At 74.7% G+C, this 10,316-nt stretch carries 10 protein-coding genes and 1 pseudogene; 3 read left to right on the top strand and 8 right to left on the bottom strand.

The window, feature by feature from the left end; all coding sequences use genetic code 11:
• The first annotated feature begins 11 nt into the window (after positions 1-11).
• Complete coding sequence (locus ACFWPI_RS16960; protein WP_380379787.1) at positions 12-1,511, top strand: PLP-dependent aminotransferase family protein; 1,500 nt, start codon at positions 12-14, stop codon at positions 1,509-1,511.
• Positions 1,512-1,530: 19 nt separating this feature from the next.
• On the opposite strand, the gene ACFWPI_RS16965 is transcribed toward ACFWPI_RS16960, so the two are convergent.
• The 4 genes from ACFWPI_RS16965 to ACFWPI_RS16980 form a co-directional block, all read right to left on the bottom strand.
• Positions 1,531-2,439, bottom strand: coding sequence for an NAD kinase (locus ACFWPI_RS16965; protein ID WP_063349647.1), 909 nt, complete (start codon positions 2,437-2,439; stop codon positions 1,531-1,533).
• Between the two features lie 93 nt (positions 2,440-2,532).
• Positions 2,533-3,390, bottom strand: coding sequence for a TlyA family RNA methyltransferase (locus ACFWPI_RS16970; protein ID WP_380379784.1), 858 nt, complete (start codon positions 3,388-3,390; stop codon positions 2,533-2,535).
• The gene (locus tag ACFWPI_RS16975) at positions 3,387-3,575 is read right to left on the bottom strand and encodes a hypothetical protein (RefSeq protein ID WP_063349645.1); all 189 of its coding nucleotides are present in this window, start codon (positions 3,573-3,575) and stop codon (positions 3,387-3,389) included. Before ACFWPI_RS16975 ends, ACFWPI_RS16970 begins: the two co-directional genes overlap by 4 nt.
• Positions 3,559-4,467, bottom strand: a complete 909-nt coding sequence (locus ACFWPI_RS16980) for a histone H1-like repetitive region-containing protein (protein ID WP_380379781.1) — start codon at positions 4,465-4,467, stop codon at positions 3,559-3,561. The genes ACFWPI_RS16975 and ACFWPI_RS16980 overlap by 17 nt, the downstream gene beginning before the upstream one ends.
• Before the next feature lie 177 nt (positions 4,468-4,644).
• On the opposite strand from ACFWPI_RS16980, the gene ACFWPI_RS16985 reads away from it, so the two are divergent.
• Complete coding sequence (locus ACFWPI_RS16985; RefSeq protein WP_380379778.1) at positions 4,645-4,992, top strand: sterol-binding protein; 348 nt, start codon at positions 4,645-4,647, stop codon at positions 4,990-4,992.
• A gap of 110 nt (positions 4,993-5,102) precedes the next feature.
• Here the strand turns inward: ACFWPI_RS16985 and ACFWPI_RS16990 are convergent, their stop codons facing one another.
• Together ACFWPI_RS16990 and ACFWPI_RS16995 are read right to left on the bottom strand one after the other, a co-directional pair.
• The gene (locus ACFWPI_RS16990; RefSeq protein ID WP_380379775.1) at positions 5,103-6,140 is read right to left on the bottom strand and encodes an HAD-IIA family hydrolase; all 1,038 of its coding nucleotides are present in this window, start codon (positions 6,138-6,140) and stop codon (positions 5,103-5,105) included.
• Positions 6,141-6,226: 86 nt separating this feature from the next.
• On the bottom strand, positions 6,227-6,826 hold the full coding sequence (locus ACFWPI_RS16995) for a tetratricopeptide repeat protein (RefSeq protein WP_380379772.1): 600 nt from the start codon (positions 6,824-6,826) through the stop codon (positions 6,227-6,229).
• Positions 6,827-6,918: 92 nt separating this feature from the next.
• Between ACFWPI_RS16995 and ACFWPI_RS17000 the strand changes: the two genes are divergently transcribed.
• Positions 6,919-8,289, top strand: coding sequence for a DUF1015 family protein (locus tag ACFWPI_RS17000; RefSeq protein WP_079135935.1), 1,371 nt, complete (start codon positions 6,919-6,921; stop codon positions 8,287-8,289).
• Positions 8,290-8,379: 90 nt separating this feature from the next.
• Here ACFWPI_RS17000 and ACFWPI_RS17005 read toward each other — a convergent pair whose 3' ends face one another.
• Complete coding sequence (locus ACFWPI_RS17005) at positions 8,380-9,258, bottom strand: hypothetical protein (protein WP_380379796.1); 879 nt, start codon at positions 9,256-9,258, stop codon at positions 8,380-8,382.
• A gap of 72 nt (positions 9,259-9,330) precedes the next feature.
• Positions 9,331-10,092, bottom strand: a pseudogene (locus ACFWPI_RS17010) (hypothetical protein); the annotation flags it as partial.
• Positions 10,093-10,316: the final 224 nt, after the last annotated feature.

Genomic DNA, 10,316 nt, shown 5'->3' on the forward strand with positions numbered 1-10,316 from the left:
ACTGATCAGCCTTGGCCGACTGGCACACCACCGTCACCCCGCCCGCGCTCGCCCGGCTGCTCGCCGCCGCCCGGCTGCCCGAGCCGGCCACCGCCCGCCGCCCCGCCTACCGGACCCTCGCCGGGCAGATCCGGCTGCTGGTCACCGAGGGCCGCCTGCCGGTCGGCGCCCGGCTGCCCGCAGAGCGCGAACTCGCCGGCGCCCTGGAGCTGAGCCGCACCACCGTCGCCACCGCCTACGAGACCCTGCGCGCCGACGGCTACCTGCTCAGCCGCCGCGGCGCCGGCAGCTGGACCACCCTGCCCGACGGCGCCCCGCCGCCCAGCGACGCGCTGCACCCCGTCCCCCCGGACGAGCAGGGCCGCACCCTGGACCTCGGCGTCGCCGCCCTGCCGGCCCCGCAGCCCTTCCTCGGCGAGGCCGCCGTCCGGGCCGTCGAGCAGCTGCCCTGCTACGCCGCCGGGCACGGCCACTACCCCACCGGCGTCCCGGTGCTGCGCGAGGCCCTCGCCCGCCGCTACACCCAGCGCGGCCTGCCCACCACCCCCGACCAGATCCTCGTCACCACCGGCGCGATGGGCGGGCTGCACCTGGTCCAGCGGGCGCTGATCGGCCGCGGCGACCGGGTCGCCGTCGAGGCGCCCAGCTACGCCCACACCCTCCAGGCGCTCCGGATCACCGGCGCCCGCCTGGTGCCGGTGCCGTACGGCTACCGCCCCCAGCCCGAGTGGGACCTCACCGAGTGGCGCGGGGTGCTGCGCGGGGCCGCGCCCAAGGTCGCCTACGTGATCCCCGACTTCCACAACCCGACCGGCGCACTGATCGGCGAGGAGCAGCGCCGCGAGCTGCTGGCCGCCGCCCGGGCCGCCGGCAGCGTCGTCCTGGTCGACGAGACCACCGCCGAACTCGGCTGGGGCGTACCGGAGTCCGTCCCGCTGCCGCGCCCGATGGCGGCGCTGGACCGGTCCGCCCAGGTGGTCACCGTCGGCTCGGCCAGCAAGCTGCTCTGGGGCGGCCTGCGGATCGGCTGGGTCCGGGCCGCGCCCGCGCTGGTGCGCCGGCTGGCCGCCGACCGGGTCTACAGCGACGTCGGCACGCCGGTCCTGGAGCAGCTGATCGCCGCCGAACTGCTGGGCGAGCCGCTGCCCGCCGTCCGGGCGCACCAGCTGGACCGGCTGCGGGCGACGGCGCACGCCTTCGCCGCCGCACTGCCCGAGCACCTGCCGGGCTGGTCGTTCACGCCACCGCCCGGCGGGCTCTCGCTCTGGGTGTCCACCGGCGGGCTGTCCGGCGCGGCGCTGGCCCGGGCCGGGGAACGCGCCGGGGTGCGGATCGCCTCGGGCAACCGGTTCGGCTCGGACGGCGCGTTCGAGCACCACGTCCGGATCCCGCTCACCGTGCCGGCCCCGGCCGTCCCCGCCGCCGTGCAGCGGCTCGCCGAGACCGCCGCCCGGGCGACGGCGGGCGGCCGGTACGGGCCGCCCGGCGACACCCCGCCGCTGGCGATCTGACCAGCGGCCTGACGTGCCGTCAGCAGTGGGTGTTCGCCCGCCCGCGCCAACCCGTCACCGGCAACGCGAACTTGGCCACCAGCCGGTCGGTGAACGGCGCCCGGTGCAGTCTGGCCAGGCGCACCGGGGTCTGCCCCCGGCGGACCTCCACCCGTGCGCCGGCGGGCAGTTCGACCGTGCGCCGCCCGTCGCACCAGAGCACGCCGTGCGGGGTCTTGGGCTGCACCTCGACGGCCAGCACCGAATCCGGCGAGGTCACCAGCGGGCGGGCGAACAGCGCGTGCGCGGAGATCGGCACCATCAGCAGCGCCTCCACCTCCGGCCACACCACCGGGCCGCCGCCGGAGAACGCGTACGCGGTGGAACCGGTCGGCGTCGCGCACACCACGCCGTCGCAGCCGAAGTTTGAGACCGGGCGGCCGTCCACCTCGGTCACCACCTCCAGCATCCGCTCCCGGGACGCCTTCTCGATCGACGCCTCGTTCAACGCCCAGTCCTGGTGCACCACATCGCCGTTGGTGCGGACGATGACGTCGATCGTCATCCGCTCCTCGACCTCGTAGTCGGCGTCGACCACCCGCTCGACCACCACGGCCAGATCGTCCCGCTCGGCCTCGGCGAGGAACCCGACCCGGCCCAGGTTGATCCCGAGCATCGGCAGCCCGTGCTCGCGGGCCAGCTCCGCCCCGCGCAGCAGCGTCCCGTCCCCGCCGGCGACCAGGATCAGCTCGCAGCCGTCCGCCGCGCCCGGACCCCCGGCCACCTTCTCGACCCCGTCCGGCAGGTCCAGGTCCAGCGCCTCGGAGGCGAGCAGTCTGATCCGGATGCCCGCCTTCAGCAGCCCGTGCACCAGGGCCTCGACGCTGCGCAGCGCCGCCGCCCGGCCGGTGTGCGCGATCAGGAAGACCGTACGTTCTTCATCGCTCATGCCGCTGCCCTCTCCCTCACGCCTGCCGGGTCGCCTTCGGCCCCGGTACGGCCGCGTCACACAGCATGACGGACCGGACGCCCCCACAGCACCCTATCGGGGCCCCTCCGCGACGGCCCGGTCCGCCTCGGCGGGATCCAGCTGCGGGGCGTCCCGGCGCAGCCACAGGAAGTACTCCACGTTCCCGGACGGGCCCGGCAGCGGGCTCGCGGTGACGGCGCGCACGCCCAGCCCGAGCTCCCACGCCTGCCCGGCGACCTGGCGCACCATCTCGGCACGCAGCTGGGGGCTGCGCACCACCCCGCCGCTGCCCAGACGCTCCTTGCCGATCTCGAACTGCGGCTTGACCATCAGCACCAGGTCCGCGTCCCCGGCCGCGCAGGCGGCCAGCGCGGGCAGCACCAGGCCCAGCGAGATGAACGACAGGTCGCCGACCACCAGGTCGACCGGGGTGCCGCCGATCAGCTCCAGGGTCAGCTCCCGGACGTTGGTGCGGTCCATCACCGTCACCCGCTCGTCGCTCTGCAGCGACCACGCGAGCTGCCCGTAGCCGACGTCCACCGCCAGCACGCCGACCGCGCCGGCCCGCAGCAGGACGTCGGTGAAGCCGCCGGTGGAGGCGCCCGCGTCCAGCGCCCGGCGGCCCTCGACCACCAGGCCCTGCGGGACGAAGGCGGCGAACGCCCCGGCCAGCTTGTGCCCGCCGCGCGAGACGTAGTCGGGGTCGTTGTCGTCCTTGGCCACCACGACCGCCGCCGAGGTCTCCACCTGGGTGGCCGGCTTGGTCGCGGTGGTGCCTCCGACGGTCACCCGGCCGGCCGCGATCAGCTCGGACGCGTGCTCACGCGACCGGGCCAGCTTGCGGCGGACCAGCTCCGCGTCGAGTCGGCGTCGTGCCACTGCCACTGGTGTTTCAGCTCCTACGAGTCCTGCGGGTCGTTCCAGGGTCATTCCTGGTCGAGCGCGGCCAGCGTGTCGGCCAGCCGCTGGTGAACATCTTCGTACACCTCGACGTGTGCCTCGGCCGGGACCCCGTCCAGGGCCTCCAGCCGGGCCAGCCCGGCGTCCACCACGGGGTGGCCGGTCGGGGTCTGTTCCACGCCGAGCGGTTCGACGGCTTCAGCTGGTCCGGTCATCGGGCTTCTTCGTGCTGGTGGCCTTGCGGACGGTGGTCTTCTTCGTCGCCGTGCGCTTCGCGGGCGCCTTGGGCTGCGCGGCCGGCTCGGCGGCGGCCTGCTGCGCGGTGGCGGTCTTCTTGACGGCCGTCTTGCGCACGGTCGTCTTCTTGGCGGCCGTCTTCTTGGCCACCGGCTTCTTGGCGGCCGCCTTCTTCGCCGGGGACTTCTTCGCCCCGGCCCGGCCCGCCGCCGGGGCCTTCTCCGTCGGGGCCTTCTCCGTCGGGGCCTTCTCCGTCGAGGTCTGCTCCGTCGCCGGGGACTTCTTCACCGGGGTCCGCTTCGCGGCGGCCTTCCCCGGTAGCGACGGCCGTACCGGCGGGACGGGCGGGTCGACCTCGACCGGCTCGTCCACCTCCACCCGTTCGGCCACTATCGGCTCCCCCGCCGCCGGGGCCGCCGGCTGCTCGTCCGCCCGCTCCCAGCCGCGCCCGAACAGGTCGTCCGCCCGGGGCGCCGGCGTCGGCTCCGCCGCCTCGTCGACCCCGGCCGACCGCACCGCGGGCTCGGCCTCCTCCTCGACCTCGCGCAGCTTGCTCTCCAGGTAGGCGAGCACCACGCCGACCTTCATCACCTGGTCGCCGACCTTCTCGAAGGCCTTCTCCACCTCGCCGCGCGCCACCCCGACGGCCAGGTCCACCCCGGCCCGCCCGGCGGTGACCGCCTCCTCCGCCAGCGTCTGCAGCGTCTTCGCCGACGGCGGGAACTGCCCGCCGAGCCGACGCTCGACCTCGGTGACGTCGACCCCGGTCCGCTCCAGGATCACGGCCGCCGTCCCGACGACCCGCTTGCCGACCTCCTCCGCCAGCCCGGCGGCGACCTCCACCACTCCCCGCACCGTCCTCGGCAGCATCCGGGTGCCTCCTTAGCGCCTGCGCGCATCGCTCCGTCGCCGTCGGTGCCCGGGCCGATCCGGGCACCCCACGGACGACGCTACCGCCAAAACCCGCCTGCGGTACCGTGGCCCGGCAGGGACCATCGCCGTCACCTGCCGCAACCACCAGGGAACCCAGGGAGGGGAACCACCGCCATGGCCAACGCCGAGGAGTGCCGCGAGGCGCTGGAACAGCTCAGCCGGAACATGGCGAAGTCCACCGGTGACGTCCGCAAGGCGGCCGCCCTCGACCGCTCGCTCAGCTGCCGGATCACCGACCTCGACCTGACCTTCACCGGCCAACTGCGCGACGGCCGGATCCACGACCTCGCCTCGGCCCCCGGCGCCCCGGCCGAGAAGGCGGCGATCCGGCTCACCATGAGCAGCGACGACCTGGTCGCCGTGGTCTTCGGCGGGCTCAACTTCGCGTCCGCCTGGGCGGGCGGCCGGATCCGGCTGGAGGCGGGCTTCCGCGACCTGCTGCGGCTGCGCACCCTGCTCTGAACCCGGCCGCCGTGGTCCTTCCCTCTTGGCCCCGAATACTCCGGACCCGACCGCCCTCGCCTTGAGCGCCCTGGCCCCGACCGCCCTCGCCCTGAGCGCCGTGCGGCGGCTCAGAACCCCAGCTCGGCCAGGGCCTTGCGCCCGTCGGCCGGTGCGCCGTCCGCGTCCAGCGCCGTCCACGCCGCCGCGCACAGCGCCCGCAGACCGTCCCAGCGGTCCCCGCCGCCGTCCAGCCGCAGCACGCCGCCGGCGGCCGACGCGACCCAGCCGCCGCAACCGAAGCCGTCCGCCCCGGTCGTGACCGCCGGGTGCGGCTCCAGCAGCCCGCGCAGGTCCGCCGACAGGTAGGTCGGCCGGTGCTCGGCCGGGACCGCCAGCAGCTGCGCCGGGGTGGTCACCCCGGTGAACACCAGCAGGCTGTCCACCCCGCCGTTGAACGCGCCCTCGATGTCGGTGTCCAGTCGGTCGCCGACCACCAGTGGCCGCCGCGCGCCGGTCCGCAGCACGGTCTCCCGGTGCATCGGCGGCTGCGGCTTGCCCGCCACCACCGGGTCCACCCCGGCGGCCGCCCGCACCGCCGCCACCAGCGTCCCGTTGCCGGGCGCGATGCCACGCGCGGTCGGGATGGTCAGGTCGGTGTTGGAGGCCACCCACGGCAGCCCCTGCTGCACCGCGTACGCGGCCTCCGCCAGCTGCGCCCAGCCGACCGACGGGTCGTAGCCCTGGACCACCGCGAGCGGCTCCTCGGCCAGCGAGCGGACGGCGACCAGCCCGCGCTCGGCCAGTGCTTCCTCCAGCCCCGGACCGCCCACGACCAGCACCTTCGCCCCGGCCGGCACCTGCTCGGCGACCACCCGGGCGGCCGCCTGCGCCGAGTTGATCACGTCGGCCGGCTCGGCCGGCACGCCCAGCCCGGTCAGGTGCTCGGCCACCACCCGCGGCGGGCGGGAGGCGTTGTTGGTCACGTACGCGAGCCGCATCCCGGCCGTCCGGGCGGCGGCCAGCGCGTCCACGGCGTGCTCGATCGCGTGCGGGCCCGCGTAGACCACGCCGTCCAGGTCCAGCAGCGCCGTGTCGTACGCCTCGGTCAACGGCTGCTCGCTGCCGCCGGGGGCGGTCCGTCGCACGGTGGTGGTCGGTGCGGTCATGGCTGCGCTACCTCATTCACTGCGTCGTTCGCTTCCTCGGGTGCCCCCGAGCGGGTCGGCCCTTGAGCCGGTGGGCCCCGAGCCGGTCAGACCTCGTCGTCCGCACCGGCGTCGCCCGTCGGCGCCCCGTCCGGGCCCGGTGGGGGCGCCAGGTACCCGGGTGCCCCGGGCAGCAGCGGCCCGAACGCCCCGGCGCGGGCCGCCAGGGTCGCCCTGGTCTGCCGCAGCGCCGCCTGGTAGTGCTCGGTGCCCGGCCGCATGGCCACGGCCAGCGCCAGGTGCTCGGCGGACGTCTCGAAGTCGCCCAGCCGGGCCGCCGCGACGCCCCACCCGAACTGAGCGTAGTCGTCCGACGGATCGGCCAGCGCGACGGCCCGGAAGTTCTCCAGCGCCGCCGCGTACGAACCGGTGTCGAACTGGGCCCGCGCCAGCGTCTCCCGGATGCTGCGCGACTGCGGCTCGGCCGCCGCCGCCCGGACCAGCAACTGCTCGGCGGCCGCCGCGTTGCCCTGGGCCAGCAGCCTCCCGCCGCGCCGGAACCAGTCGTACACGTCCCCGGTCGGCTCGCCGGAACGCCCCTGCGCCGGCACGCCGCCGTGCACCTGCGCACCCCCGCCACCGGCGCCGTCCAACCCGCCCTGCTCGGCCGGGCCGCTGCCGTCCAGCCGTTCCTGCCCGTCGTCCATGCGGTACCTCGCCCTCGGTCGCACACCCGTCCCACAGGTCAGCACGGGTATTCCGATCTCTCAACAACGCGTACCCGGTTACGATGCCCAGAATGAGCACACCCAGTGCAGAAGACGGAGTCGAGACTCCCGAGGGCGGCCCCGGCGATCCCGGGCACGTCGCCACCGCAGGCCTGTCCCTGTCACCCTTCCAAGGCCTGCGCTACGTCCCCGATCGGGTCGGCGCGCTGGCTGCGGTCATGTCACCGCCGTACGACGTCGTCGACCCCGGCCGTCGGCTCGACCTGGAGACCGCCGACCCGCACAACGTGGTCCGGCTGATCCTGCCCAGGCCCGAGCCCGAGGACGCCGGCGACCGGCCCGACCGCGACACCAAGTACCGGCACGCCGCCCGGCTCCTGGCCGCCTGGCAGCGCGAGGGGATCCTCGCCGCCGACCCGGCGCCCGCGCTCTACGTCTACGAGCAGCGCGTGCCAGCCACCGGCGACTCCCCCGAGCTGCTCCAACGCGGGCTGATCGGCGCCCTCGCGGTGAGCGGTCGCGAGGCCGGCGTGGTCCTCCCCCACGAGGACGTGATGCCGCGGCCGGTCGCCGACCGGGTCGGCCTGATGCGCACCACCCGGGCCAACCTCGAACCGCTGCTGCTCACCTACCGCGGCAGCGGCGGCGCCTCCGGCGTCATCGAGCGGACCGTCCAGGGCGAGCCACTGCTCTCCACGGCCACCAGCGACGGCACCCACCACCGCCTCTGGGCCGTCGCCGACCCCGCCGAGATCGCCGAGATCAGCCGCGACCTCGCCACCTGCCGGGCCCTGATCGCCGACGGCCACCACCGCTGGGAGATGTACCTCCGCCTCCAGCGCGAGCACCGCCACCTGCCGCGCAGCCCGTGGGACCGCGGCCTGGTGCTCCTGGTGGACACCGCCCGCTACCCGCTGCGGGTCCGGGCCATCCACCGGGTGCTGTACCGGCTGCCGGTGGCCGAGGCGCTGGAGAGGCTCGGCGACCAGTGGAAGGTCAAGGAGGTCCCCGGCCCGCTGACCGCCGCCCTCCAGGCCCTCGCCGAACAGAAACGGCACGGCGGCAACGGCTTCATACTGACCGGCGGGGACGGCGTGTACTGGCTGCTCGGCGAGCCCGAGGAGGCACTGCTCGACGCCACCGTGCCGCACGACCGGCCCGAGGAGTGGCGCCATCTGGACGCCACCGTCCTGCACGCCACCCTGCTCGACCGCACCTGGCACGTCCCCGACGGCCCGGACGACATCGGCTACCTGCACACCGCCGCAGCCGCCGAGCAGGAGGCCGCGCGCACCGGCGGCACCGCCGTCCTGCTGCACCCGGTCCGGGAGAGCGTGGTCCGCAGACTCGCCGAACAGGGCGTCACCATGCCGCGCAAGTCCACCTCCTTCGGGCCGAAGCCGGCCACCGGACTGGTGCTGCGCAACCTCGAACTGGGCTAGGTTCCCCCGCCGAAACGCGAAGAGGCCCTGCCCGCTTCCCCTTGAATTTCAGGGGAAGCGGGCAGGGCCTCACTCGTCGGTCGGAACCGCTCAGCTGCGGGCGTCGCCCTTGGCCTCGGCGTCAGCCTTCGGCTCGTCCTTGGCCTCGTCCTTGGCCTCGGTGGCGCGCGCGGGCACCACGCCGTCGAACTCCTCGTCGATCTCGAGGTCGTCCTCGTCGTAGTACTCCTCGACGTTCTCCTCGTCCTCGAAGATCACGCGGTCGTCGGAGGCCTCGCCGCCGCGCTTCTTCGCCGGGGCGTCGGCCTGCTCGAACTCCTCCTCGGCCATCTCCGGGTCGAGCGCGTCCACGAACTCCACACCGTCGATCTCGGCCAGGCGCTCCGCCGCGTTGGTCGTGCCCTCGGTGTCGGCCTCGGCCGCCTTCGCGAACCAGTCACGGGCCTCGTCGCCACGGCCGGCCGCGATCAGCGCCTCGCCGTAGGCGTACCGGAGACGCGCGGTCCACGGGTGCACGGCGCTGGAAGCCAGCTCCGGGCTCTGCAGGGTCACCACGGCCGCGTCGAACTGCTCCATGTCGGAGCGGGCGCCGGCGGAGACCAGACGCATCTCGACCTGGCCGGCCTTGTCCAGCTGCTTCACCTCGGGCTCACCGGCCATCGCCAGGGCCCGCTCCGGACGGCCCAGACCGCGCTCGCAGTCGGCCATCACCGGCCACAGGTCCGCACGACCGGTCATCCGACGGGCGGCACGGAACTCGGTCAGCGCCTCGGAGTACCGCTGCGTCATGTAGGAGGCGAAACCGGCCGCCTCACGGACGGCGGCCACGCGGGAGGCCAGACGGAGCGCGACGCGGGAGAACTGGTAGGCCTCCTCCGGCTCGGTGTCGAGCAGGCGGGCCACCATCACCAGGTTGCGGGCGACGTCGTCCGCGAGCGTCTTGGGAAGGCTCTTGAGCTCCTGGCGCACGTCCCCGTCCAGCTCGAAGCCGGTGACGTCCTCCGGGATCGGCAGGCGCTTGACGGGCTCGTAGTTGCCGCGACGGTCGTCGTAGCCACCCCGGTCGTCACGGCGGTCGTCGCGGTTGCCGCGGTAGCCGCCACGGTCGCCGCTGCGGTCGTCGCGGTTGAAACCACCGGACGGGCGGTCGCCACGGTCACGGTTGAAGCCACCGCCCGAGGGGCGGTCGTCACGACGGAAGCCACCACGGTCGCCGCCACGGTCATCGCGGTTGAAACCACCCGAGGGGCGGTCGCCACGGTCACGGTTGAAGCCACCGCCCGAGGGGCGGTCGTCACGACGGAAGCCACCACGGTCGCCACCGCGGTCATCGCGGTTGAAGCCGCCACCGGACGGGCGGTCGTCACGACGCGGACGGTCGTCACGGTCACGGTTGAAGCCACTCGGACGGTCATCGCGACGGAAACCGCCACCACCGGACGGGCGGTCGCCACGGTCGCGGTTGAAGCCGCCACCGGAGGGGCGGTCGTCACGACGGAAGCCGCCACGGTCATCGCGGTTGAAACCACCCGAGGGGCGGTCGCCACGGTCACGGTTGAAGCCACCGCCCGAGGGGCGGTCGTCACGACGGAAGCCGCCACCGGAGGGGCGGTCGTCACGACGCGGACGGTCGTCACGGTCGCGGTTGAAGCCGCCACCGGAGGGGCGGTCGTCACGACGGGCGCCGCCACGGTCGTTCGACCAGCCCCCACGGGACCGGGGCTCGTAGCCTCGGCCGTCGTCCGATCGACGCTCGGGACGGTCCTGGGGCTGGTTCGACATCGTGGTGACTCCTTCTGCTGCTTCAGCTCCACCGCGGACTGAGCAACTCCGCTGCCGTCACGCGGTTTCGGCGCCGGCCTCCTGGCCGCGCACCATCTCCATTGTCCGACATCCCGGAACACTCCGCCTGGGCGAAGGTCCCGGTCTGCCGGGGTACTACTCGTTCGCAAAACACAAAAAGGCCGCGGCCCCAGCGAATCGCTGGGGCCGCGGGCATGAATAAATGTTAGGCGGCGACCGAAAAC

The sequence above is a fragment of the Kitasatospora sp. NPDC058492 genome, assembly GCF_042720685.1.
Taxonomy (GTDB): Bacteria; Actinomycetota; Actinomycetes; order Streptomycetales; family Streptomycetaceae; genus Kitasatospora.

Bases quoted from the DNA above. Each gene is read 5' to 3' on its own strand.
- ACFWPI_RS16965 (WP_063349647.1), bottom strand. From the start codon at position 2,439: ATGAGCGATGAAGAACGTACGGTCTTCCTGATCGCGCACACCGGCCGG.
- ACFWPI_RS16970 (WP_380379784.1), bottom strand. From the start codon at position 3,390: ATGACCCTGGAACGACCCGCAGGACTCGTAGGAGCTGAAACACCAGTG.
- ACFWPI_RS16975 (WP_063349645.1), bottom strand. From the start codon at position 3,575: ATGACCGGACCAGCTGAAGCCGTCGAACCGCTCGGCGTGGAACAGACC.
- ACFWPI_RS16980 (WP_380379781.1), bottom strand. From the start codon at position 4,467: ATGCTGCCGAGGACGGTGCGGGGAGTGGTGGAGGTCGCCGCCGGGCTG.
- ACFWPI_RS16985 (WP_380379778.1), top strand. From the start codon at position 4,645: ATGGCCAACGCCGAGGAGTGCCGCGAGGCGCTGGAACAGCTCAGCCGG.
- ACFWPI_RS16990 (WP_380379775.1), bottom strand. From the start codon at position 6,140: ATGACCGCACCGACCACCACCGTGCGACGGACCGCCCCCGGCGGCAGC.
- ACFWPI_RS16995 (WP_380379772.1), bottom strand. From the start codon at position 6,826: ATGGACGACGGGCAGGAACGGCTGGACGGCAGCGGCCCGGCCGAGCAG.
- ACFWPI_RS17000 (WP_079135935.1), top strand. From the start codon at position 6,919: ATGAGCACACCCAGTGCAGAAGACGGAGTCGAGACTCCCGAGGGCGGC.